This window comes from Agrobacterium tumefaciens, from assembly GCF_013318015.2.
Classification (GTDB): Bacteria; Pseudomonadota; Alphaproteobacteria; order Rhizobiales; family Rhizobiaceae; genus Agrobacterium; species Agrobacterium tumefaciens.
This window is the reverse complement of sequence record NZ_CP115841.1, coordinates 1,905,372-1,929,440: the sequence shown is the minus strand read 5'-3', so window position 1 is coordinate 1,929,440 and position 24,069 is coordinate 1,905,372. Positions and strand designations below refer to the sequence as shown.

The following is a 24,069-nucleotide window of genomic DNA, read 5'->3' as shown; positions in this document are numbered from 1 at the left end:
ATGTGATTTTCGGTGTTCGAGACGTGTATCCATAAAGGCATGATTGCGCTGTATCGAGCGTCGCACCACTTCAACGGGGACACATGAACATGGCAATTTTAGACAATCTCTCCCGCTATCGCCCGCAGGCACTCGGGGCGCTGCGCATCATGACGGCGCTGCTTTTCATTTCGCATGGAACGCAGAAGCTGTTCGGTTTCCCGGCATCGCAGATGGACGGCTCCCTGCCGACGATGCTGCTGGTGGCGGCGCTTCTGGAAGCCGTTGGCGGCATTCTCGTGCTGGTCGGCCTTTTCACGCGTCCGGTTGCCTTCATCCTGTCCGGCCAGATGGCTGTTGCCTATTTCATTGCGCACGGGCCTAAGAGCTTCTTCCCCGCTCTCAATGGGGGCGACGCCGCGATCCTGTTCTGCTTCATCTTCCTTTATCTCGTGTTTGCCGGTCCGGGCGCTTTCTCGGTGGATGAACGCCGGGCCTGATCGGCCGCTGCAATCACCGGTCTGTCATTGAAGCCCCGCATGGCTGGTACCGTGCGGGGCTTCATGCTTTGGAAGCGGTGGAAACTTCGGCCGTCACCGAAGCATAGATGCTTGTTTTCGGGTTAGGAACGGTTCATCCTGAACGCAGTTGGAAAATTGATCCGTGACCAGTCAAAACCCTATCGCCCGCGAATTGCTGCTGCTTGCCCTGTTGTCCACTCTGTGGGCCGCATCCTACACTTTCATCAAGATCGGGGTGGAAACCATACCACCGCTGACCTTCATTGCCGCAAGAACCCTGATTGCCGGTCTGTTGCTGCTGGCGGTCATTCGCCTGCGCGGGCTGCGGTTGCCGCGGGATTTCGCCACATGGCGGCTCTTCTTCGTTCAGGCCTGCATCAACAGCGTGTTGCCTTTCACGCTGATCGCGTGGGCGGAGCAGAGCATCGATGCCGGTCTCGCCGTCATCCTCAATGCGACGACGCCGATCTTCACCTTTCTTCTCACCGCGCTGATCATCCGGCATGAGCAGGTCAGCGGGCGCAAGCTGTTCGGCACTGTTGCGGGCATGACAGGTGTCTGTCTCATCATCGGTCTGGATGCGTTGAACGGGGCGGGTGAGGCGCTGTGGAGCCAGATTGCCGTGCTGACTGCGGCCTTTTCCTACGCCTGTGCCGCCATCTTCAGCAAAAACTTCAGAGGTCTCGATCCCGTTATGCCTGCCGCCGGCTCGCTGATCTGCGGCGCCGTGCTTCTGTTGCCGGTGAGCGTGATCGTTGACCGGCCCTGGACATTGTCGCCATCTCCGGCGTCGCTCACCGCACTTGTGTGCCTCAGCGTCTTTTCAACCGCGCTCGCCTTCATGGTCTATTTCCGGCTGATGCAGACGCTCGGTTCGGTCGGTACCACGTCGCAGGCGTATCTGCGGGTTCCGATCGGTGTCGCCATTGGCATGGTGTTTCTTGGAGAAGTGCCGACGCCTGCCATGTGGGTGGGTCTTGTCTGCGTGATTGCCGGGGTGCTGGCCATGACCCTGCCGTCGCGGCGCCGGTCGTTGGCGCAGGGCGGTTGAGAGCAAAAAGAAAACCCCGCAAGCCTGCGCTTGCGGGGTTTGAAGGTAGACACGCGATACCGAGGAATCGGCTCGCGCAGAGTTACTTAGCGGTTACGGCCGCGATTGCCGTTTCCGTTGCCGGAAGCGCGCTTTTCCTGGCCGTTGCCGCCAGCAGGTGCGTGACGGTTGCCACCGCTGCCGCCGGGCTTGCGGGCAGGGCGGCGCTGCTTGCGAGGGCCGGCCGGGCGACCTGCGTCACCTTCCGCCGTCTTCACGCGCTTGAAGTCTGACGTGACTTCCAGATCGTTGTCCGCATCACGCGGGGCGTGGTGACGCGAGGGACGGGGCTCGCCATTGTGGCGTCCGCCTTCGCGGGGTCCACGCGGCTGGCCGCCATTGTTGTTGCGACCACGGTTGTTGTTGTTCGGGCGCGTCGGGCTGGCAAGACCGGCCGGACGTTCACCGGATGCAACCGGGATATCGATCTTCATCAGCTTTTCGATATCGTGCAGCAGACGTGTTTCGTCCGGTGCGCAGAACGCGATGGCAATGCCGTCGCGGCCGGCACGGGCGGTACGGCCGATGCGGTGGACATAGGCGTCGGGCACTTCCGGCAGGTCGTAGTTGAAGACGTGCGTCACGGCCGGAATATCGATGCCGCGGGCAGCGACGTCGGTTGCGACCAGAACCTTGATCTCACCGTCCTTGAAGCCCTTCAGTGCCCGCTCGCGCTGGCCCTGGCTCTTGTTACCGTGGATGGAGGCGACCTTGAAGCCGATATGTTCCAGATGCTTGTAGAGCTTTTCCGCGCCGTGCTTGGTGCGCAGGAAAACGATAGAGCGGCCATCCGGGTTTTCGTTGAGCGACTTCTTCAGAAGGTCGGTCTTGTCGTTCTTGCCGGCGACGAAATGCACGTATTGCTCGACCTTGTCGGCGGCCTTGCCCGGAGGTGTTACCTCGACCTTGATCGGGTCCGTCAGGAAGTTGCTGGCAAGCTCGGAAATCGCCTTCGGCATCGTTGCCGAAAACAGCAGGGTCTGGCGCTTGGCCGGAACCATCTTGGAAATCTTGCGCAGATCGTGAATGAAGCCCAGATCGAGCATCTGGTCGGCTTCATCAAGCACCAGATAGGTGACCTTGGAAAGCGAGATCGCGTTGCGGGCGATGAGGTCCAGCAGGCGGCCAGGTGTCGCCACCAGGACGTCCGTGCCTTTTTCGAGCTGAAGCTGCTGCTTGTTGATCGACGCGCCGCCGACAACCTGGTTGATGCGCAGCGGCGTCTTCTTCACGAAGGAGCGCAGGTTTTCGCCGATCTGGTTCACCAGTTCGCGGGTCGGTGCAAGGATAAGGGTGCGGGTGGTGCGGTTTGCCGGGCGGTCGGCTTGCTTCATCAGCATTTCGATGATGGGCAGGCCGAATGCTGCCGTCTTGCCCGTGCCGGTCTGTGCGAGGCCGATGAGATCACGGCCTTCAAGCAGCAGCGGAATGGCCTTTGCCTGAATGGGGGTGGGGGTTGTGTAGCCGAGCTGGGTAACGCTGGCCACAATCTTTTCAGAGAGGCCGAGTTCGCTAAAACTGGTCAATAGTAATGCCTTTCGGGGCGCCAAAAACCAATCGTCCGGAGCAGTTGCTGCTGTCCGGCGGTTTCGGCGTCAAGAACCCCGCGTGAATTGGGAACTTGTGGGTTGGAATAACTTTCTGCGCATCAGTGCGGCAAAACGCCGTCTTCTGTATTCGTTGCGCTTTTCCTTCATGCGGGCCAAGTCATCTTGGTCATGTGCTGCAGCTCACGCGGCTGCCGAAGGTGAAAGCTTGACCGGCATGTGGGCGTTTTATGGCGTAAAGTCAAGCAATAGTTTTGTAACGCTGCCGTCCCGCGGCGCATGGCTGCCATGCAGAAGGCAGGCTGTCGATTACCGGCGAGGCGCGAAGGCTTGCGAATAATTATGGTTAAAAAAGGGTAAAGCGACCATTCCGCACATAGCAAATAGCGGTTTTCTCACATAACGTTTTTGCAACGACGTCTGGAAATATTTGATTCGACAAGGATGGAACTGCACGGTGTGGAGTATCGCTTGACCCAAGGATGCGGGTTGCTGGAAAAAGCTTGCGGGGCCATCGCCGCCCTGGATTTGCCCGCGTGCATCAAGGACAGCGAGCTTCGCTACCTCATGGTCAATGCAGCCTATGGCCGGGTCATGGGGCGTCCGCCCGCCGCGTTCACGGGCCACACGAGCCTTGCCCTTTCCGCCGATATTCGCGATGCCGAGCGCGAGGACAGGGAGCGCCGCTCGCTGGTCTTTGCCACGGACGAAGTGATTTCATGCCATGGTGCAGCGTCTTCAGGGCCTTACAAGCTGCGTTGCGAACGTTTCACCGGCGATGACGGCAGTCTGTTCCTGTTTGAGGTGTTCGAAGAGGCGCCCTCTGTCGTGAAGGGTGTTTCGGACGGCGGCAGCGCCGACCTGCTGTTCGACAGCGGCGTTATCGACCTCATCGATGCCGGTATCGTAATTTATGACCGTGAAAACCGGCTCGTCTATTGCAATGCGCGTTTCGTGGAATTCTACAGTGATTTCAACCTCCAGCTAAAGCCCGGCACCCGGCTTGAGACGCTGATGGAGGCGGTCTATTTCTCGAGCGGCTACCGCAGCGTGAAATCGGACGATCCGGATTACCAGGCATGGCTGCAGAAGCAGTTGCGGGATTTTTCCCTGCCCTATCTCGAAAGGGTGGAGCAGTTTGCCGATGGCCGCTGGGTGCGTATGGTCAACAAGCGGCTGGAAAACGGCATGCTGGTGGGGCTTCGCGTCGATGTGACGGAGTTCAAGGCGCATGAGACCCTGCTTAGCAAGCAGATCCGCGAGACCTGGCTGCTGCGCGCCGCGCTTGAGCAATTGCCCGTGGGCGTGTTCCTGCGGGATCAGGACAGGCGGCTGACCTTTGCCAATGCGGCCTTTGAGAAATTCCGGGGCGGCAGCCTCGCCGACTATTTGGGCAAGACCGAATGCGAGATGTTTCCGGAGGAGGGCGCAGAGTTCCAGCGGGAAAACGAGCATATCCTGCAAACCGGAGAGGCGATTGAAAAGACGGGAATCATTCCGCTTTCGGATGGCGGCGCCGTTCCGGTCATAACCCGGCTCGGCCGGGTCACGACGCCCGATGACGAATATTATCTGGTGGGTTCAGTCACAGATGTCAGCCTGCTGAAGGAGCGGGAAAATGCGCTGATCGCGGCGCAGGCGCAGGCCGAAGCGCTGCATCGCCAGTTCGAAACGGTTCTTCATGCCCTGCCGGTTGGCGTACTGCTCCTCAACGCGGATCTCGTCATCGAATATGTCAATCCGTGCTTCGACACGTTATGGGGCGAAATCGGCGGCGAGAAGTCGCTTGTCGGCAAAAGCTATCGCGAATTCATGGAGGCGAATTTCGAAAGCGGCCTTTATGACTATGGCGATATACCCTTCGAGGAGCTCTACAACCAGCGCGCAGAACGGCTGCTCAACGACAAGGTCTTCACGCCGCGCGAGGTGCGCAGCAAAAGCGGCAAGGTCACCGTCATTTCCAAGACCCGACTCGACGGCGGAAAAATCCTCAGCACCTATGCCGATGTGACCGACGTGCGCATGCGCGACGCCGAGATCAGTGAGGCAAAGGCCGAGCTTGAGCGTGTCGGCGAATATATGCAGGGCGCCACACGCGCCATGGCGCAGGGGCTGGTACTGGTCGAGCAGGGAACCATCATCATGTCCAACGAGGCCGTGGCGCGAATGTTCGACGTGCCGCCGCAGCTGCTGGAAAAGGGCTGCAACTGGTCGGGGTTCTTTGCCCATTGCGCCGGGCGCGGAGATTTTGGCACCAAAGAGGAGGCGGCCGCGACGCTGACCGCCTGGAGAGAGCACATAGCCGCCAACAGGCCGTTCTCCTGGCTGATCCATATTGCCGGAAAGACGTGGCTCAATCTGGAAGCGACCAACAGTTCCGGCAATTACTGGCTCATCATCGTCACCGACGTCACCGAGATGAAGATGCGCGAGGAGGAGTTGCAGCGGCTGCTTTCCCGCGCCGAAGCGGCAGATCGCGCCAAATCTGAATTCCTTGCCAATATGAGCCATGAAATCCGCACGCCGATGAATGGCGTGCTCGGCATGGCGGAACTTCTGGCCAAATCCAATCTGGATACACGCCAGAAAACCTTCACCGATATCATCGTTAAATCCGGCAATGCGCTCCTGACGATCATCAACGACATTCTCGACTTCTCCAAGATCGAGGCCGGGCAGATGAAGCTGCGCAGCGTGCCTTTCGATCCGGCGGAAGCGGTGGAGGATGTGGTTTCCCTCCTGTCCTCAGCGGCTCTGGAAAAGAACATAGAACTTGTCGTCCGGATCGATCCATCGGTTTTCGGCAAGGTCATGGGGGACGCCGGGCGGTTCCGTCAGGTCGTCACCAATCTTGTTGGAAACGCCGTCAAGTTCACGGAAATGGGGCATGTGCTGATCGAACTTTCGGCGCAGTCGGCGGAAGCGTCGGAGACCATTCTGTCGCTGCGCGTCGAAGATAGCGGCATCGGCATTCCCGCAGACAAGCTCGAAACCATCTTCGACAAATTCAGCCAGGTCGACGGCTCAGCGACGCGGCGGCACGAGGGAACGGGATTGGGACTGGCGATCACGGTCGGTCTTGTCGGTCTTTTCGACGGTACGATCAATGTGGTGAGCGAAGTCGGCAAGGGATCGACCTTCGAGGTCAATATTCCGTTTCACGTTACGGAAAAACGGCGCGACGCTCCGCTTCTTGCCATGGCGATCGAGGATATACGCGTACTCGTCATCGACGATAACGACGTCAATCGCCGCATATTGGCGGAGCAACTGAAGACATGGGGAATCGACGGCCATGCTGTGCAGGACGGGCCATCAGGCATTGCCGTGCTGCAGGAGGCTGCGTCCCTCGGTTTTGCCATCGACGCCATCATTCTCGATTATCACATGCCTGTTATGAACGGGCTGGATGTGGTCGAGCGGATCAGGGCGGATAGCCGTTTCGACGATATCGCCATCGTGTTCCTGACGTCTATGGATGTCGTAGGTGACGAGAGCCTGTTCACCGATCTCAGCGTGCAGGCGCATCTGATGAAGCCGGCGCGGGCGCGTCTGTTGCGTTCCACCCTGTTCGATGTGGTGCGGGATGTGCGGCAGAAACGCGCCCGGCAGGATCCGCAGGGGCTGGGCTCAGGCGGCAGCGATGCGCCGGTGCGGCCAGACAATGGCCCGACGGACAAGAAGCGGCGGGTTGTGTCACCTCCGACGACGGTTCCAGACCGGCGCCGACCCTGCCTTGTGGATGTGCTGGTGGCCGAGGACAACGACGTCAACCAGATTGTCTTTACCCAGATCTTGCAGCAGGCGGGTTTGCGGTTCCTGATCGTCGGCAATGGCAAGAAGGCCGTTCAGGCGTGGGAGGAGCACAACCCCGCCGTCATCCTTATGGATGTGTCGATGCCGGTGATGAACGGGCATCAGGCGACAATGGCAATCCGCGCCGCCGAACAGGCGGCTGCCGACGGCCGGCATGTTCCGATCATCGGCGTTACCGCGCATACACAGGACGCGGACCGCGAGCTTTGCATCGCAGCAGGCATGGATGATTATCTGTCGAAGCCCATCAGCCCCGAAATTCTCGAGGACAAGATCGCGCAATGGCTGGGAGACGCGATGCCACGCCGCGACGTGCCGACCGCCTGACAGTGAAGGCCGGTTGCTGCTGTGGGAGCCGTCTCAGTGGGATGGCTTGGTGCCGCACAGCATCTCACGCTTTCCGGCAAACCCTTTGCGGCGCTCCAGTTCAAAACCGGCGGCTATGAGGTTGCGGCGGACGAAGCCAGCGGCGGCATAGGTGGCGAATGTGCCCCCCGGTACCGTTTTGCCGAACAGCGTCTGCATGATGCCCAGCGACCACATGTCGGGATTGCGGGCAGGGGCGAAGCCGTCCAGAAACCAGGCGTCGAAGCCTTCACTTCTGCCGGAAATGCCGGTGAGCGCTTCGCCGCACACCACTGTCAGGCGCGTCTGGTCGTCCAGTTCGATATCGACCTCGCCTTTCGGGTCCGCCGGCCAGCGGGCGACCAGTGCCTTGCGTTCGGTATCAACTTCCGGCCAGCGGGAAAGCGCCCGGTCGATCTCGTCCGCCTTCATCGGGTAGAGTTCGAAGGACATGAAATGCAGCTTGGAGTGACCGTTGCGCACCTCTTTCCATTGACGCCAGGTCTCGCAGAGATTGAGACCGGTGCCGAAGCCAAGTTCGCCGATACGGAAGATGTTCTCTCGCTCAAGCCAGCGCTGCGGCAGGCCGTTTCCGGACAGAAAGACATGGCCGCATTCCAGCCTGCCATCCGTCTGGCAATAAAAATGATCGTCAAAGGCTAGCGAATAGGGCATATCCCCCTCACGCCAGTCGAGCGCGGCGGGCGGATCGTCGGCTGCCGAACCGATATCTGCGGTGTTTTCCTTGGAATGTGTCATGACTAATGCCGATAGTCCCGCTTTCGAATCTGGTCAATCACCAAGATTGCGAGCACCAAGATTGCCTGGCTCGGTGCCGCTCCTCATCGTCGGTGGCGGCATTATGGGGCTGTGGGCTGCCGTCAAGGCAGAGAGGATGGGCATAAACGCCCTGCTGCTGGAAGCGGGCTGTCTTGGAGATGGTGCAAGCGGCGGGCTGTTGGGCGCACTGATGCCGCATATGCCGGACCGCTGGTCGGACAAGAAGCAATTCCAGTTCGACGCTCTCGTTGCGCTGGAAAAACAGATCGCCGAGTTGGAAGCCGAGACCGGGCTTTCCGCCGGTTATCGGCGCTGCGGCCGGATCATTCCCCTGCCGAAACCACATTTGCGCAGCATTGCCGAACGGCACGAGCGGGATGCCGGGGAAAACTGGGTTTCAGACGGGCGCCGGTTCCACTGGCATGTCGGTGACAGCCCTTCCGTTGCCGGATGGGTGGACGATGCGGCGGGACAAGCGGGCTTCGTGCTGGATACGCTGGCTGCACGGGTTTCTCCCCGGGCGATGATCGCCCTTCTGTCGGCTTTCCTCCGCAACGCCCGGCATGTGCGGGTGGCGGAACAGTGCCGCGTCGTCTCGCTCGATCCGGATAAAGGGCGGGCGGTGCTGTCGTCGGGCGACGAGGTCGCCTTCGATCATGTGATCGTCGCCAACGGCCACGGTTCCTTCGCGCTGATCCGCGATGCCATCGGTCTGGAACCCGGCATTGTGCTTGGACAGGCGGTGAAGGGGCAGGCCGCCCTTCTGGATGCTGCGGCCGATCCGGCCATGCCGGTCGTGTTTCTGAACGGCCTCTACATCGTGCCGCATGAGGATGGCACCGTCGCCATCGGCAGTACCAGCGAAGATTGTTTTTCCGATCCATTCAGCACCGACGAAAAGCTGGAAAAATTGCTCGCGGATGCATGCGCCGTGGTGCCGTCGCTTGGCCGTGCGCCGGTGATCGAACGCTGGGCCGGGTTGCGGCCGAAGGCGGTTGGACGGGATCCGATGGTGGGTACACTTTCCGAATATCCGCGGCTCGTGGCGTTATCGGGCGGCTTCAAGGTCAGCTTCGGCCTTGCCCACTATCTTGCCGATGCTGCGTTGCAGGCCGTATGTGGCCACACGCCGGACGTGCCTTCCGGTTTTCGCCTTCAAGAACACGTGAGTATTGCTGTCCGGACTTTAGAAACTTCTGATTAGTTTGGTCCACGTCGTTAATCTGTCACGCAAATCGCTTACTTGCTGGCCTGCAAAGAGCCCCGTTTGGCCGCATTTGCGGCGAGGTGATAGCGCATGCGATACGCCATCCATTTTACGCCTTCCCCCAACGACCCGCTGACGCAGGCGGCTGCCGCGTGGCTGGGACGCGATGCCTATTCAGGCCATGCGGTGGAGCCGCCGGGCATGATCGATCTCGGCATGCAGGAGATTTCCTACCACACCGCCCTGCCGCGCCGTTATGGTTTCCACGGCACCATAAAGGCCCCGTTCCGTCTTGCCGAAGGTCATTCCGAGGCCGCGTTGTTGCGCGACCTGATGTATTTTTCCGGCAGGCAGGACCCCTTCACGCTGCCACAACTTATAGTGGCGCGGCATGACAATGTCTTCAGCCTCGTTCCCGAGCGCCCCTGCGAAGTGCTGAATTTTTTCGCAGCCCGTGTGGTGCAGGAATTCGACCGCTACCGCGCGCCGCTCTCCGAGGCGGAAATCGAGCGGGCGGATCCCGACCGGCTTTCGGCTTCGCAGCTGACCAATCTGCACCGCTGGGGCAGTCCGCATGTGATGGACGAGTTCCGTTTTCAGATGTCGCTGACGGGCGGTGTCGAGCCTTCCAGCAGCCAGAGGATCGAGCGTGCCGTGCGCAAGGTTTTCGAGCCGCTGCTCACCCGGCCTCTGTCATTTTCCAGCCTTGCGCTATTCATCGAGGATGAACCCGGCGCGCCTTTCCGGGTGCACTCGCTGCATCCCATGGGTCGTGTTTCCGCCCGAAAGATCGCCTGAGAAACGCCCCGCAGAAATCGTACACAAAAAAGCATCGGAATGTCGGCAAAATTGCTCTCGACATTCCGAATGCGGATGCTACCGTCCGTGCATCGCATGTCTGAAGCGTGTCGTGTTTAACCGTTCCGGGCAGACACCTTCGGATGGTTGTTTTGCTCATGTCTTCCAGAAGCGGGTTCCGCGTCGGGAGAGGTGTTTTGGGTGGCTGAATGATTTCCGAGAATTACTCCCGCAATCTGGTGGGCTACGGCCGCAACAGTCCCGATCCGAAATGGCCGGGCGGCGCACGCATCGCCGTGCAATTCGTCATCAATTACGAAGAGGGCGGCGAAAGCTGCATTCTCGACAACGACAAGGCGTCGGAATCGCTGCTGTCGGAAATCGTCGGCGCGCAGCCGTGGCCGGGCCAGCGCAACCTGAACATGGAATCGATCTACGAATATGGTTCACGCGCCGGTTTCTGGCGGCTGTGGCGCATGTTCACCGATCTCGGCGTCACCACAACTGTTTATGGCGTGACCGCTGCCATGGCGCGCAACCCGCAAGCCGTTGCGGCAATGAAGGAAGCGGGTTGGGAAATCGCCAGCCACGGTTATCGCTGGCTGGAATACAAGGATTTTTCCGAGGAGGAAGAGCGCAAGCATATTGCCGAAGCCGTGCGCCTGCATACGGAGCTGACGGGCGAGCGCCCCTTTGGCATGTATCAGGGCAAGCCTTCCGACAATACGTTGCGTCTCGTCATGGAAGAGGGTGGTTTTCTCTATTCGTCCGATTCCTATGCCGACGATCTGCCCTATTGGGTGAAGGGATTGCAGGATGAACCGTTCCTGATCATTCCCTACACGCTCGACACCAATGATATGCGTTTCGCCACGCCGCAGGGTTTCAATTCCGGCGACCAGTTCTTCGCCTATCTGAAAGACGCTTTCGACGTTCTTTATCGGGAAGGGCTTGAAGGCGCGCCGAAGATGATGAGCGTCGGCCTGCATTGCCGTCTCGTCGGCCGTCCCGGCCGCGCCGCAGCCCTTCGCCGTTTCATCGAATATGTGCTGGGCCATGAAAAGGTGTGGATCCCGCAGCGTATCGAGATCGCTCGTCACTGGCATGAAAACCACAAGCCGGGAACGCTCTGATGAGGACGCGAGATGAATTTGTCAGCCGTTTCGGCGGTGTGTTCGAACATTCGCCTTTTATCGCCGAACGGGCCTATGATGTCGGAGGCGCAGGTCTGGAGTTAACAGCGAAGGCGGTTCATGGCGCATTATGCGCGCAGTTTCGTGCCGCCTCCGAAGCGGAACGGCTGGGTGTTTTGCGCGCGCATCCTGATCTTGCCGGCAAGCTCGCAATAGCAGGTGGGTTGACCGCCGATAGCCGCAATGAACAGGCAGGCGCAGGGCTCGACCGGCTTTCGCCCGATGAGCATGCGCGCTTCACCGAGCTGAACTCCGCCTATACGCAAAAATTCGGCTTTCCATTCATCATTGCAGTCAAGGGGCTGAACAGGCACGATATTCTCTCCGCCTTCGAGACGCGTATCGGCAATGATGCGGCGACAGAATTTGCGACGGCGACGGCGCAGGTGGAAAAGATCGCCTGGCTGCGCCTTTCCTCGATGCTGCCCGAGGGTTGAATTGGCGAGCGGCGGTCGTTCCGTTATACTCGTCCTATCTGGAGATTTAGGCCATGAGACCCTCCGAGGTGCTGGAAAAGAACAGGGAAGCGATCCGCGAAGCAACGAAGCGCTTCAACGCGGCAAACCCGCGCGTGTTCGGTTCCGTCGCCCGTGGCGAAGACAGGCCGGACAGCGATCTGGATATTCTGGTGGATGCGTTGCCGGGGACCACTCTGTTCGATCTTGGCGGATTGCTGGAGGAACTGAAGACTATCCTCGGTGTCGAGGTTGACGTCGTCACCTCAGGCGGCCTGCACTCGGATATCCGGGCGCGTGTTCTGATGGAAGCCAAGGCAGTATGAGTACGGATCGACTTCTGCTCTACCTGAAGGATATGGATGTTGCCGCCTCCCGAATACGGGATTTCATTCAGGATATGGATGAGGCCACTTTTTCTTCCGATACGCGTACCCAGATGGCGGTGATGATGTGCCTTGCCCTGATTGGCGAGGCGGTCGCAAAACTGGACAAGTATTACCCCGCGTTTTTACAGCAGCACCCGGAAATCCCCTGGATAAAGATGAAGGGTATGCGCAATCTGATCGTGCATGATTATTTCCGGGCGGAACTCTCGGTGGTCTGGAAAACGATAACGCAGAGCATTCCGGATTTGCAGGCGCGTCTCTCACTCCTCCGAAACTGGCATGCCCAAGGTGAATGACATTTGACTGATTTTCTCGAGATTAAGCCTCTCACCAAAGAGGCGTTCGCATCCTTCGGTGATGTGATCGAAATTACACCCTCTTCCATGCGCCACATCAATGGCGGCCAGACCGAGCGGCATCATGCGCTTGCTGCACCCGAGGCAGCGGGCGAGGGTGCGCGCATCATCCTCAATATTTTCCGCGGACAGCCGCGTACCTTTCCCCATACAATCGAGATGATGGAGCGGCATCCGTTCGGCAGCCAGAGTTTCTCGCCGCTGTCCGGCAGGCCTTTCCTTGTCGTCGTTGCCGAGGACGAGGGCGGCAAGCCTGGTCGGCCGCAGGCTTTTCTGGCGCGCGGGGATCAGGGCGTGAATTACCGCCGCAACGTATGGCATTACCCGTTGATGCCGTTGCAGGCGATTTCGGATTTTCTGGTTGCCGATCGCGATGGGCCGGGCAACAATCTGGAAGAGCATTTTTTCGATGCGCCCTACATGATCGCGGAGCCCAGCCTATGACCGGTTTGACCACTCACGTCCTCGATGCCGCCCATGGCACGCCCGCCGAGGGGCTGACGATCGAGCTTTACCGGCTCTCGGGTGATCGTCGCGAGAAGATTAAGACGGTTAAGACCAATAGCGATGGCCGCGTTGATGGCGGGCCGCTACTTGTGGGCGACAGTTTCAAGGCAGGGGAATACGAGCTGGTTTTCCATGCGGGCGATTATCTGCGTGGCAAGGGCGTCACCCTGGCGGAACCCGCGTTTCTCGACATCATCCCCATCCGTTTCGGCATTGCCGACGAGAGCGGCCATTACCATGTGCCGCTTCTGCTTTCGCCCTATAGTTACTCTACCTATCGAGGAAGCTGACCGCCATGATCTTTGCCGCCATTGCCGATATTCATGGAAACTGCGCCGCACTGGAGGCCGTGCTTGAGGATATCGCGAGGCTTGGCATCAAGGACATCGTCAATCTCGGTGATTGCTTCAGTGGTCCGCTGGAAGCGGGTTTTACCGGCGATGTGCTGGTTGGCAACTGGATACCCAGCGTTCTCGGCAATCATGATCGCGAATTGATCGAGCGCGCGCCGGAGGAGATGGGCAGCTGGGAGAGGCCGGCGCATGCGCAGCTGACCGCCGCGCATCTGGACTGGCTGCACACCCTGCCGTTCAGCATGGTTTTCAAGGACGTCGCCTATTGCTGCCACGGCTCGCCGCGCGGTGATCTGGAATACTGGCTGGAAACGCTTTCGACGGAAGGGGTGCTGAAATTGCGACCGCTTTCCGAAATCGAGGCCATGGCTGATGGCATCACCCAACCGCTGATGTTGTGCGGCCACACACATATCGCCCGCACCGTGCAGCTCTCCGATGGCCGCCTGATCGTCAATCCTGGCAGCGTCGGCTGCCCCGGCTGGAAGGATGGCACGCCGTTCGACCATCATGTCGAAGTCGGTCATCCGCTTGCCAGCTATGCCGTGCTCGAAGAAACCGCACGCGGCTGGCAGGTCTATTTCCGGCAGATACGCTACGATAATCTTGCCATGGCCGAGATGGCGAAGGTCAACGGCATTCCGTATCTGGCCGATGCGTTGGAAAACGGTTGGCTCAAGCGGTAGAACTCACCCTTCGCTGTTCATGACAACGCAGGCATAAGACTGCGCCTTCAACTCCTTACAGGCGGAAACCGCCGAGGACTGGTCTTCAAAGCCGGTAAAGCGGGCGCGGTAGAGCGTTGCCGATCCGCTTTGCACCGCTTCGGTATAGGGCGCGATGCCGGAGTAGCTGCCGGCGATGTTGGAGCGCGCATTGGCGAGCAGCGAGCGGGCGGCAGCTTCGCTGTCGGTGGCGGCGATCTGCACTTCCCAGCGGCTGCGTTGGCCGGTCATTTTTGCAGCGGGTGCGGGCCTCGGAATGGCAGAGACCTGGATCATATCTGCCATCTGGCTGTTCGCCGTGGCGATCTGCATGGCGATCGGATCGGCGCGACGCTCGGCAAACATCGGTAGTGGTACGGCTGCCGGAGGGACGGCTGCGGGCGGCACATCGAAGGTGCGGCTGACATTGGCGCTTGCCACCAGCTGTTCGGTATTACGGCTTCTCGAGGCCTGCGGCATCGCCTTGTCCAGCAGAGCAGCCATCTGCGCATCGCGGCCGCGCGCGGTTTTGCCGCCCAGCACGACGCCAACGACACGGCGGCCATTGTGATTGATGGCGCTGACGAGGTTGAAGCCCGACGCATTGGTGTAACCGGTCTTGATGCCGTCCATGCCCTGATAGCGATACATCAGATTATTGTGGCCACGGATGCGCTTGCCCCGGAAGCTGAAGGATTCCATGGCAAAGAGGCCGTATTCTTTCGGAAAATCGCGCTGCAACGCAAGGCCGAGTTTCGCCATGTCGCGCGCCGTCGTCACCTGCGATTTGCTGGGCAGGCCGGAGGCGTTGCGGAAAACCGTCTTGGTCATGCCAAGCTGGCGGGCCTTACGGGTCATCATCTGCGCAAATTGCGCCTCGGACCCACCGAGATGGTCACCCATGCCTTCCGCCATGTCATTGGCGGATTTGACGATCATGCCGTAGACGGCTTCGCGCACCGTAAACGTCTGGCCCTCACGCACATAAAGCTTCGAGGGGATGACGGCTGCGCCGTTCCTGGACATCCTTATCTTCTGGTCCCAGCGAATCCGGCCGGCGTGCAACGCCTCGAAGGTCATATAGAGCGTCATCATCTTGGTCAGCGATGCCGGGTGGTTCAGCACATCGGCGTTCTGCGCGGCGAGGACCTTGCCGGTATTGGCATCCATGATGAAATGGGCATAACCGGCCTGCGCTGGCGATGCCTGCAATGAGAGGATCGCGCAAAAGAAGGCGAGTGCGAATACCCATGCGCCCGCCATTCCCCGTTTGATCGTTCCCGACATGGTCCACCCCTTTATGTTCGATCGCCGCGATGGGCGAAGTTTTACTGACACTTTCCGGCAACAAAACCGCTAAAACTTTAGAGATCGCTTTCATGCTTAATTAAGTATGAAATTCAAGTCGGCCGTCGCCCTCACAATTTCCTTGCAAAGAAACCAACCATCCGGTATGTTTGCGACCATGACAAATGCACATGAACGCAAAAAGCAGCCTGAGATCGTGCGCCGCAATCTTCTCGATTGCGCGGCGAAACTCGCTGCCGAGCAGGGGGTTGCGGCGCTTTCCGTGCAGGCAGTGGCCGATGCCGCCGGGGTGACGAAGGGTGGGTTGTTTCATCATTTTCCCTCCAAGCAGGTGCTGCTGGAAGCGGTGATGACTGACCTTCTGGCGGCTCTGGACACTGAGATCGACGACCTCATCTCACAGGATTGTGAAGCTTTTGGGAGCTTCACAAGGGCCTATGTGAACGCGGTTTTCTCGGATCGGGGCAGGGATTCGGGCAGGCAATGGGCAGCGATCTCGGTTTCCATGGTCGGTGAACCGTCGCTTCGGCGCATGTGGAACAGCTGGATTGAGGGGCGCCTTGCCCGTCATAAAGAAACGGATGACGGGGTGGTGCTGGAGATGGTGCGGCTTGCGGCTGACGGCATCTGGTTTGCCGATCTACTGGCCGACGACGGTAAAGCGGGTGGCGACAGGGCGGCTCTGAGGGCCCGGATGATCGCCCAGACGAAAAAGGAAGTGGAACGATGAACGCGGCTGTTTTGACTTATGGGGCGCTTGTCGCGGCTATCGTCTGCGAGGTCATCGCAACTTCCTTTCTGCAGCAATCGCAGCAATTCACCAAGCTGTTGCCGACGGTGCTGATGGCGCTTTTTTACGGTGCGGCTTTTTATCTCCTGTCGTTCACGCTCCGGGCGCTGCCGGTCGGCGTTGCCTATGCGATCTGGAGCGGGCTTGGCATCGTGCTGATTTCCGGCATTGGCTATTTCGTGTTCCGCCAGACGCTCGATATTGCTGCGGTGGTTGGTCTTGGGTTCATCGTGACCGGGGTGGTGATCGTCAATGTGTTTTCGAAGACGATTGGGCATTGAGCGGACTTCTCCACCTCATTCCTGTTCTTGTCAGAGGAATCCAGCCGGCGCGCGTCTGCGCGACGAGGATAGTCCGTTCAGCCCAAGGGCTTGGGCTCGCTGGATCCCTGTGACAAGCACAGGACTGAGGGAGGCGGCGTAAAGGCGATATTCTTACCGAAGCATCGGCTTCGATCTTTACGTTGTATGCCGTGTCGTCACCATCACGCCAGAATGCTGCGATCGACGTCCGTAATCAGCCGCTTCCCGCAAAGCGCCATGCTGATATCCATTTCCTTGCGGATGATCTCGAGCGCCGTCGTCACGCCCTGCTTGCCATCCGCGCCGAGGCCGTAGAGGAACGGGCGGCCGATGTAGGTGCCCTTGGCGCCGAGTGCTACCGCCTTCAGCACGTCCTGGCCGGAGCGAATGCCGCCGTCCATATGCACCTCCACCCTGTCGCCAACGGAATCGACGATCCTCGGCAGCATGGCGATCGAGGAATGCGCGCCGTCGAGCTGGCGACCGCCGTGGTTGGAGACGATGATGGCGTCCGCGCCGGTATCGAGCGAGGCGCGCGCATCTTCCTCGTCAAGGATGCCCTTGAGTATGAGCTTGCCGCCCCAACGCTCCTTGATCCATTCGACATCCTTCCACGACAGGCGCGGATCGAATTGCTCGGCCGTCCAGGAGGAGAGCGACGAGAGGTCGGAGACGTTCTTGGCGTGGCCGACGATATTGCCGAAGCTGCGGCGCTGGGTGCGCAGCATGTCGAGGCACCATTTCGGCCGTGTGGCCATCTGCCAGATGTGTTTCGGGGTGAATTTCGGCGGGGCGGAGAGGCCGTTGCGCAGGTCCTTGTGGCGCTGGCCGAGAATTTGCAGGTCGAGCGTCAGCACCAGTGCCGAGCATCCGGCGGCTTTGGCGCGATCGATGAGATTATTGACGAAGTCGCGGTCCTTCATCACGTAAAGCTGGAACCAGAAAGGTTTGGAGGTGACGGAGGCGACATCCTCGATGGAGCAGATGCTCATGGTGGAAAGCGTGAAAGGCACGCCGAATTCTTCCGCCGCTTTTGCCGCCAGCATCTCGCCATCGGCATGCTGCATGCCGGTTAGTCCAGTGGGGGAGAGCGCCACCGGCATCGAAACCTTCTGGCCGATCATTTCGGTGGCGAGCGACCGGTCGGTCATATCCACCAGCACACGCTGGCGCAGCTTTATCTTCGAAAAATCCTCCTCATTGGCCCGGTAGGTGCCTTCCGTCCAGGCGCCGCTATCGGCATAGTCGAAAAACATCTTCGGCACACGGCGCTGAGCCTGTTTCTTCAGGTCCGCTATGGTGAGGATTTTGCCCATGGATAAAGCCTTCACATTTGAATGATGGCTTCACATAACATGGTAATCGCGTTTACGCGATGGCAATCGTCTTTGCAGCAGTGCTTTTTGCACTCGCAAATGGCTAGGAATTATGCTTGAAATATACTGTATTTCGATAATAATTCAGATGGTTTCTCAAATAATAGCGTATTTTAATATGTTAAATTATTTGCTCAGATTACTTATCGCAGTTCTTATTTCGCCCGCGATTGTTTTCGCCGCCGAGTGCCCCTCCGGTAAAAATGATGGAGATGAGTTTGTTCTTGCCCACGGTCAGGTGCGCAGCGAATTCAGGCGATCCGGACCGATCGTCTTGGTGGAGAATGATTTTCAAGGCGCAGGCAAACAGAGGCTTTTTCTCTTTCGGGGGTTAATCGAGCTGGCGCGTTCGGGCGATGACGGCAATTACAGCCAGCACTTTACGTCAAATCTGGAAGCATTCTGGCCTCTGAAAGTTGGCGCTCGACGCACTTTTGAATTTCTGCCGCTCGAAACTACCAAAATCGAGGATAAGTGGTCACTGACCCTTGCAGTTACGAAGCGGCGCGCCTTTCCGATTAAATTCTGCAATTATGAGGTGTTTTATGTGACCTACGACATTCGTAAAAACGGCAAAGAGGAAGAACGATGGACAGCGGTTTATTCGCCGGATCTGCGCGCCACGGTGGCGAAGATTTACGATGAGGGGACGGAAGACGAAGAAATTGTCGCCTATAATTTGATTGCGCCTCTGAAGCGGTGACGGTTCTACTGCGCTTGAATCAGCTCCAGAATGCTCGCAAAAACAGCTCAGCCCCAAGCAACAACAGGCAGATTAGGAACCAGCGCCTGAATGTCGCGGGAGTGACGATGCGGCGGATATTCTGACCAAGCCACATGCCGAGAAGCGCTGGCAGGACGGCGAGTGCGGAAAGCGACATGTGCTCGACGCGGAAGGCGTCCTGAGAGGCAAGGCCGGCAGCAAGCGCAACGGTGGAAACGGTGAAGGACAGGCCAAGCGCCTGCACGAGATCGTCGCGGCTGAAGCCAAGCGACTGGATATAGGGCACGGCGGGGACCACGAAAATTCCGGTGCCGCCGGTCAGAAGGCCGGTCGCCAGCCCGACGGCCGGGGAGAGTTTCGGTTCCAGCCTTGCGGGAACGGCGAAGGGCTTTGCAAGAAGGCTGTAGGCTGCGTAAGCCGCGAGGCATAATCCGAGTGTCGAGGTAGTCCAGACGCCGGTGCCTGATGTCATCAGCCGGATGCCGAGAAGCGTGCCGACGGCAATGGCGATCATCATCGGCCATAGTCGCGAGACGACCGCCTTGAAATCGGGTCCGGCCAGCAATTGCCAGATATTGGTGATGAAGGAGGGCAGAATGAGCAGGCCAGCGGCAACGACCGGCGGCATGAAAAGGCCGAGAACGCCCATGGCAACGGTCGGCAGGCCCATGCCGGTGACGCCCTTGACGACGCCCGCGACGATGAATGTCGCGACAATCATGAGCGTTGTAGTTGTCTCAAAATCCGGCACGGCGCACTCCAGAGGTCATTCGCATTTCGGCTGACTTGGGCTGTCAGGCGATCATATGAAACGGGCGAGTGCGGCCTGTTTCTTTTCCCGGCGGCGAGAGAAAAACAGGCGACGCCCGCTCGTTTCAATATGTACTGATATAGATGAGGCGACGACCTGATGTTTCGGCCTAAACCGAACTATGCAAGCGCGCTTTTCATCGCCTTGCCGGCCACGTAGGTTTCGACGACGGTGCGGTCGTCGCCCATGGTCAGCATCAGGAACAGTTCTTCGGTCAGGCTTTTCACCACTTCCATCTTCAGCGCCATGGCGGGCGTGGAAGAGGCGTTGAGAACCGTGATGTCGGCATCCGTGCCTGCGTCCAGCGTGCCGATGCGGTCGACCATGGAAAGCGCTTCGGCGTTGCCGCGCGTCATCAGATACCAGCTTTCCAGCGGGTTCAGGCGTTCGCCCAGCAATTGCTGGATCTTGTAGGCCTCATCCATGGTGCGCAGCATGGAATAGCTCGATCCGCCGCCGATATCGGTCGCGACTGCGATGCGCACCGGCTTTTCGCGCCGTTGCAGCTTTTTCATCGGGAAGAGGCCGGAGCCGATGAAGAGGTTCGATGTGGGGCAATGCACGGCGACTGCACCGGTTTCCGACAGCACGTCCGCCTCACGTTCCGAGAGGTGGATGGCGTGGCCGAGCAGGGTCTTGTTGCCCATCAGGCCGTAACGCACATAGATGTCGGTGTAATCGGTCGCTTCCGGGTAGAGCTCGCAGGTATATTTGATCTCGTCCAGATTTTCGGAAAGATGCGTCTGGATGAAGAGATCGGGAAATTCCTGCGCCAGCGCCTGGGCTGCTTCCATCTGTTTCGGCGTAGAGGTGATGGCGAAACGGGGCGTGATGGCGACGTGGTTGCGGCCCTTGCCGTGCCAGTCGGCGATGACGGCCCGGGTCTCGTCATAGGAGGTTTCCGGCGTGTCCAGCAGGCCCTGCGGGGCGTTGCGGTCCATCATCACCTTGCCGCCCACCATCAGCATGCCGCGCTTCAGGGCCTCAGTGAAAAACGCATCGGCTGAGGTCTTGTGCACGGAGCAATAGGCGACAGCCGTGGTGGTGCCGTGGCGCAGAAGCTCATCGTAAAAATGTGTGGCGATGCGCTGGGCATGCGCGCTTTCGACGAAACGGCATTCTTCCGGGAAAGTATAGGTATTCAGCCATTCCAGAAGGTTGGCGGCATAGGAGCCGATGACCTGCATCTGCGGGAAATGCAGGTGCATGTCGATCAAGCCCGGCACGATGAGATGAGGGCGGTGGTCCTTCTCCTCAATGTCATCAGGTGCCTGCTTGCGAATATCGGCATAGTCGCCAATGGCGGCGATCTTGCCGTTTTCGATAAGCAGGCCGCCATCCTCGATGTAGAGATAGCTTTGCGTATCGTCGATTGCGAGCGGCGCGCGGCGGAAGCTTAACAGGCGGCCACGCAGCAGAACCATGCTCATTCGGTTTTTTCCTTGGTGTCTTTGCCCGCGGAAACGGCGCTTTCGTACCATGCGGTCAGCACTTTGCGCTCCTGCGGGGTGATGGCGGTGATGTTGCCGGGAGGCATGGCATGGCTGCGGCCGGCTTGCAAATAGATTTCGCGGGCGTGTGCGGCGATCTGCGCGTCGGTTTCGAGCTTCACAGATTTCGGTGTGAAGGGCACGCCTTCCCACACCGGCTCGGCGGCGTGGCACATGGAACAGCGACCCTGAACGACATCGCGGGCGCTCGCGAAATGGGCGTCGCTGACGAATTGCTGCTGCATCGGCGAAAGCATTGCCGCCTTCTGTTCTTCTTCGCCGGTCAGCACCTTCGGCACGGTGGAAAGCCACATGATGACGATGAAGATGAGCGCGGTCAGCAGCCAGGTCCATGTCGGCTTGCCCTTGCGGGCATGGGTGGTGTTGAACCAGTGGCGGATGGTGACGCCCATCAGGAAGACGAGTGCTGCGATGATCCAGTTGAACTCGGTCGCAAAGGCCAGCGGATAGTGGTTCGACAGCATGAAGAAGATGACGGGCAGCGTCAGGTAGTTGTTGTGCAACGAGCGCTGTTTGGCGATGCGGCCATATTTCGGGTCCGGCGTGCGCCCGGCGATCAGGTCGGCAACGACGATCTTCTGATTGGGAATGATGATGAAGAACACATTCGCCGACATGATGGTGGCGGTAAAAGCGCCGAGATGCAGGAAGGCGGCGCGGCCGGTGAAGACCTGCGTATAGCCCCACGCCATCGCCACCAGCGCGACGTAAAGCACCACCATCAGGCCCCAGGTGTTGTTGCCAAGCGGCGATTTGCAGAGGAAATCGTAAAACAGCCAGCCGACGGCAAGCGATGCCAGCGACAGACAGATGGCCTGGAACTGAGTGAGCGCCAGCACCGAATGGTCGATGAGGAAAAGGTCGGCGCCGCCGTAATAAACGATGCACAGCATGGCGAAGCCGGACAGCCAGGTGACGTAGCTTTCCCATTTGAACCATGTCAGGTGTTCGGGCATCTGGGCCGGGGCGACCAGATATTTCTGGATGTGGTAAAAGCCGCCGCCATGCACCTGCCACTCCTCGCCATAGGCCCCCGGCGGCAGATGCGGCCGTTTGACCAGCCCAAGATCGAGCGCGATGAAATAGAAGGACGAGCCGATCCAGGCGATGGCGGTGATGACGTGGAGCCAGCGGACGGCAAAGGCCATCCATTCCCACGCAATGGCATATTCGTACATTCGGTTCCCCTGATCCTTGTGCAGCGCACCTTGCGAGAAATTTGACCGTTAGGGAAGGGAAAAGCAAACACCGCACTATGATTGTTCACAATCCCGTACGCTCGTGTCCACAACTTTGGCGCAGGCGCGGCGACGCCCCGCTTCCGGCCCCGCCCAATCGTCAAGGAGCCGTCCTGCCGCTGAGTTTGTGCTTAGCTGGCTAACGCGACTCAGCTATTATCCGTTGAGCAGTCTGCTGATGTGCAAAACTATTGGGCTGCGGGGCCTTGGAGCGACCTGCGTCCGAAAGGACGCTTCGAAGGGCACTCTGACACATTCATGTTGCGCATGTTCTTTCCGGTTTTCGGTCAGAGGCGCAAGGCTTCAATGACATGTTTTCGCTGGCGGTTCATTCCGAAAGCGGGTGCTGCGAACCCTGGGGGCGGGGCAGATCAGGGGCAGGTGTTGCAGTTCCCGGTGCCGTTGCGTCCGGGTATGCGTTGATGCTTGGATTTTGAATGAAGTGACGCAATGACCTTCCGGCAGCCGCCGTTGTTTTCAACGGAGACCGTGCCGATGCGCCTTGTTCTGACAGTTCTTTTCCTGCTGATGGCGTTCAACGCCACGGCGCTTGCGCATGAATCCCACAAGGGGTTCAAATATGAAAGCTACTGCTGCAATGGCGACGCCGAAACCGGCGATTGCCAGATGATCCCTACGCGAAGTGTTCGTGTCACGCAGGATGGTTACGAGGTGTCGCTTGCGCCCGGCGATCATCGTCTGGTGACGCGGCGCCATGTCTTCAGCTGGTCGCAGCGTGAGGTAAGACGATCCGAGGATGGAGAATATCATCTCTGTCTGTTCCCGGACGAGGACACGCCGCGCTGCTTTTATGCGCCTGATATGGGGTATTGAGATGTTTGCGGCCGGTTTTCGTCGATCCGCTTCAGTATCCAGTCGCGAAACAGCCTTATCTTGCGAATGTTCCTGCGGTTTTCAGGGTAGACGAGCCAGTAGTTCTTACCTTCGTTGCTGAGGTGCTCGAAGGGCTGATAAAGGCGGCCGAGGGCAATCTCGTCCGCATAAAGTTCAGGGGTGAGCATGGCTACCCCCTGGCTGGCAATTGCCGCTGCGGCTTCGAAAGCCTGCACGCTGAGGCGGCTGCGCGGATAACGGTCGAGGCCCGGATTTTCGATGCCGACTTCCCGGAACCATTGGCTCCACCAGATGTCACCCGGATCGATGATGCGCAGGCGCAGAAGATCCTCCGGCTTATTCAATCCGCCGATGCTTTCGGCAAGGTTCGGATGCAGCATCGGCGTGTAAACGCCCCGCAGCAACTGATGATAGATCAGTCCTTTGCCATCGTCGCTGCTCCAGCGGATGGCGACATCGCAATCGGAATGCGTAAAATCGATCAATGCGCTTGATGTGTCGAGCCGCACGGCGATCGAAGGATGTTCAAGCTGGAAAGCTCCCAGATGCCGCGAAAGCCAGCGCGATGCGAAAGTCGCGGTGGAGTGAATGGTCAGGGTGGTGTCAGAGGTGTCACGGACATTGTCGACGGCCTCCCGTAAAGTGTTGAAGGCTTCCGCAACTTTCGGCGCCAGTTTCTGCCCGGCCTCGGTCAGCACAACCTGCCGCGCCTTTCTGATGAACAGCGGCTCGCCAACATTCTCTTCCAGCAGTTTCACCTGATAGCTGACCGCCGTCTGCGTCATGCCCAGTTCCTCACCGGCCTTGGTGAAGCTGAGATGCCGGGCGGCGGCTTCGAACACGCGCAGGGCATTCAGGGGGAACTGGCGGGACATTTTCATGGATAAGTTCTCTTTATGCCAACTGCCAAAGGTTTCATTGGTTTTTATCCGGAAAACAGAGCATTTTTATCTCAATTCATCAACTGAGCTTCTGACATTTTTTAAATGGAGACGAACATGCGCACAGCACTCTTGCGCGCGTGGTCCCGCCTGCGCGCGGGTCTGCGGACCGCGGAACGGTTTTCCCTTGAAAGCCTTCGACCGGACAATCTGGTAGATGAAAGCCTGCCCGA

Annotated in this window: 24 protein-coding genes; 16 read left to right on the top strand and 8 right to left on the bottom strand. The window is 59.1% G+C overall.

From position 1 onward, the window contains the following. The first annotated feature begins 83 nt into the window (after window positions 1-83). Both G6L97_RS09570 and G6L97_RS09565 read left to right on the top strand, forming a co-directional pair. The gene (locus G6L97_RS09570) at window positions 84-479 is read left to right on the top strand and encodes a DoxX family protein (protein ID WP_019565150.1); all 396 of its coding nucleotides are present in this window, start codon (window positions 84-86) and stop codon (window positions 477-479) included. A 163-nt stretch (window positions 480-642) separates the two neighbouring features. Continuing rightward, on the top strand, window positions 643-1,551 hold the full coding sequence (locus G6L97_RS09565; protein ID WP_013636669.1) for a DMT family transporter: 909 nt from the start codon (window positions 643-645) through the stop codon (window positions 1,549-1,551). An 86-nt stretch (window positions 1,552-1,637) separates the two neighbouring features. On the opposite strand, the gene G6L97_RS09560 is transcribed toward G6L97_RS09565, so the two are convergent. After that, window positions 1,638-3,116, bottom strand: a complete 1,479-nt coding sequence (locus tag G6L97_RS09560; protein ID WP_003513690.1) for a DEAD/DEAH box helicase — start codon at window positions 3,114-3,116, stop codon at window positions 1,638-1,640. Window positions 3,117-3,581: 465 nt separating this feature from the next. On the opposite strand from G6L97_RS09560, the gene G6L97_RS09555 reads away from it, so the two are divergent. Then, window positions 3,582-7,280 carry a response regulator gene (locus G6L97_RS09555; RefSeq protein ID WP_111783625.1) on the top strand — a complete coding sequence of 1,233 codons (3,699 nt, stop codon included), beginning with the start codon at window positions 3,582-3,584 and terminating at the stop codon, window positions 7,278-7,280. Between the two features lie 33 nt (window positions 7,281-7,313). Here G6L97_RS09555 and mnmD read toward each other — a convergent pair whose 3' ends face one another. Next, complete coding sequence (gene mnmD, locus G6L97_RS09550) at window positions 7,314-8,057, bottom strand: tRNA (5-methylaminomethyl-2-thiouridine)(34)-methyltransferase MnmD (protein WP_174002862.1); 744 nt, start codon at window positions 8,055-8,057, stop codon at window positions 7,314-7,316. On the opposite strand from mnmD, the gene G6L97_RS09545 reads away from it, so the two are divergent. From G6L97_RS09545 to G6L97_RS09505, 9 genes are all read left to right on the top strand, one after another. Further along, window positions 8,056-9,282 carry an NAD(P)/FAD-dependent oxidoreductase gene (locus G6L97_RS09545; RefSeq protein ID WP_111783623.1) on the top strand — a complete coding sequence of 409 codons (1,227 nt, stop codon included), beginning with the start codon at window positions 8,056-8,058 and terminating at the stop codon, window positions 9,280-9,282. The genes mnmD and G6L97_RS09545 overlap by 2 nt on opposite strands. Before the next feature lie 93 nt (window positions 9,283-9,375). Then, window positions 9,376-10,083, top strand: a complete 708-nt coding sequence (locus G6L97_RS09540) for a DUF1045 domain-containing protein (protein WP_019565154.1) — start codon at window positions 9,376-9,378, stop codon at window positions 10,081-10,083. Between the two features lie 209 nt (window positions 10,084-10,292). Further along, a complete protein-coding gene (gene puuE, locus G6L97_RS09535) occupies window positions 10,293-11,216 on the top strand; it encodes an allantoinase PuuE (RefSeq protein WP_111783622.1) in 924 nt (307 codons plus the stop codon). Then, entirely contained in the window at window positions 11,216-11,713 is a 498-nt protein-coding gene (uraD, locus tag G6L97_RS09530; RefSeq protein ID WP_111783621.1) for a 2-oxo-4-hydroxy-4-carboxy-5-ureidoimidazoline decarboxylase, read from the top strand. Before puuE ends, uraD begins: the two co-directional genes overlap by 1 nt. A gap of 53 nt (window positions 11,714-11,766) precedes the next feature. After that, window positions 11,767-12,057, top strand: coding sequence for a nucleotidyltransferase family protein (locus G6L97_RS09525; RefSeq protein ID WP_003513679.1), 291 nt, complete (start codon window positions 11,767-11,769; stop codon window positions 12,055-12,057). Further along, complete coding sequence (locus G6L97_RS09520; protein WP_111783620.1) at window positions 12,054-12,416, top strand: HepT-like ribonuclease domain-containing protein; 363 nt, start codon at window positions 12,054-12,056, stop codon at window positions 12,414-12,416. Before G6L97_RS09525 ends, G6L97_RS09520 begins: the two co-directional genes overlap by 4 nt. Window positions 12,417-12,419: 3 nt before the next feature. Beyond that, window positions 12,420-12,920 carry an ureidoglycolate lyase gene (locus tag G6L97_RS09515; protein WP_111783619.1) on the top strand — a complete coding sequence of 167 codons (501 nt, stop codon included), beginning with the start codon at window positions 12,420-12,422 and terminating at the stop codon, window positions 12,918-12,920. Continuing rightward, window positions 12,917-13,273, top strand: a complete 357-nt coding sequence (gene uraH / locus G6L97_RS09510; protein ID WP_003513673.1) for a hydroxyisourate hydrolase — start codon at window positions 12,917-12,919, stop codon at window positions 13,271-13,273. The genes G6L97_RS09515 and uraH overlap by 4 nt, the downstream gene beginning before the upstream one ends. Before the next feature lie 5 nt (window positions 13,274-13,278). After that, the gene (locus G6L97_RS09505; protein ID WP_003513672.1) at window positions 13,279-14,022 is read left to right on the top strand and encodes a metallophosphoesterase family protein; all 744 of its coding nucleotides are present in this window, start codon (window positions 13,279-13,281) and stop codon (window positions 14,020-14,022) included. 3 nt (window positions 14,023-14,025) lie between these two features. Here G6L97_RS09505 and G6L97_RS09500 read toward each other — a convergent pair whose 3' ends face one another. Beyond that, on the bottom strand, window positions 14,026-15,303 hold the full coding sequence (locus tag G6L97_RS09500) for a D-alanyl-D-alanine carboxypeptidase (RefSeq protein ID WP_041694484.1): 1,278 nt from the start codon (window positions 15,301-15,303) through the stop codon (window positions 14,026-14,028). 190 nt (window positions 15,304-15,493) lie between these two features. Here G6L97_RS09500 and G6L97_RS09495 point away from each other — a divergent pair, with 190 nt between their 5' ends. After that, complete coding sequence (locus tag G6L97_RS09495; RefSeq protein ID WP_019565160.1) at window positions 15,494-16,078, top strand: TetR/AcrR family transcriptional regulator; 585 nt, start codon at window positions 15,494-15,496, stop codon at window positions 16,076-16,078. Next, window positions 16,075-16,419, top strand: coding sequence for a DMT family transporter (locus G6L97_RS09490; RefSeq protein WP_038491907.1), 345 nt, complete (start codon window positions 16,075-16,077; stop codon window positions 16,417-16,419). The genes G6L97_RS09495 and G6L97_RS09490 overlap by 4 nt, the downstream gene beginning before the upstream one ends. A gap of 203 nt (window positions 16,420-16,622) precedes the next feature. On the opposite strand, the gene G6L97_RS09485 is transcribed toward G6L97_RS09490, so the two are convergent. Continuing rightward, window positions 16,623-17,756, bottom strand: coding sequence for an alpha-hydroxy acid oxidase (locus G6L97_RS09485; RefSeq protein WP_162686687.1), 1,134 nt, complete (start codon window positions 17,754-17,756; stop codon window positions 16,623-16,625). Between the two features lie 148 nt (window positions 17,757-17,904). Here G6L97_RS09485 and G6L97_RS09480 point away from each other — a divergent pair, with 148 nt between their 5' ends. Continuing rightward, window positions 17,905-18,519: a hypothetical protein gene (locus G6L97_RS09480; protein WP_236762580.1), complete on the top strand. Its 615-nt coding sequence runs from the start codon at window positions 17,905-17,907 to the stop codon at window positions 18,517-18,519. Between the two features lie 19 nt (window positions 18,520-18,538). Here the strand turns inward: G6L97_RS09480 and G6L97_RS09475 are convergent, their stop codons facing one another. The 3 genes from G6L97_RS09475 to puuD form a co-directional block, all read right to left on the bottom strand. Beyond that, window positions 18,539-19,261: a sulfite exporter TauE/SafE family protein gene (locus tag G6L97_RS09475; RefSeq protein ID WP_083807297.1), complete on the bottom strand. Its 723-nt coding sequence runs from the start codon at window positions 19,259-19,261 to the stop codon at window positions 18,539-18,541. Window positions 19,262-19,470: 209 nt separating this feature from the next. Further along, a complete protein-coding gene (guaD, locus tag G6L97_RS09470; protein ID WP_025594223.1) occupies window positions 19,471-20,781 on the bottom strand; it encodes a guanine deaminase in 1,311 nt (436 codons plus the stop codon). Then, window positions 20,778-22,040 (bottom strand): urate hydroxylase PuuD, encoded by a 1,263-nt coding sequence (puuD, locus tag G6L97_RS09465; RefSeq protein ID WP_111783617.1) that lies wholly within the window; start codon window positions 22,038-22,040, stop codon window positions 20,778-20,780. Before puuD ends, guaD begins: the two co-directional genes overlap by 4 nt. A 555-nt stretch (window positions 22,041-22,595) precedes the next feature. Between puuD and G6L97_RS09460 the strand changes: the two genes are divergently transcribed. Then, window positions 22,596-22,934, top strand: coding sequence for a hypothetical protein (locus tag G6L97_RS09460; protein WP_174002860.1), 339 nt, complete (start codon window positions 22,596-22,598; stop codon window positions 22,932-22,934). Here the strand turns inward: G6L97_RS09460 and G6L97_RS09455 are convergent. Then, the gene (locus tag G6L97_RS09455; RefSeq protein ID WP_111783616.1) at window positions 22,910-23,836 is read right to left on the bottom strand and encodes a LysR substrate-binding domain-containing protein; all 927 of its coding nucleotides are present in this window, start codon (window positions 23,834-23,836) and stop codon (window positions 22,910-22,912) included. The two genes, G6L97_RS09460 and G6L97_RS09455, sit on opposite strands and share 25 nt — an antisense overlap. Between the last annotated feature and the right edge of the window lie 233 nt (window positions 23,837-24,069).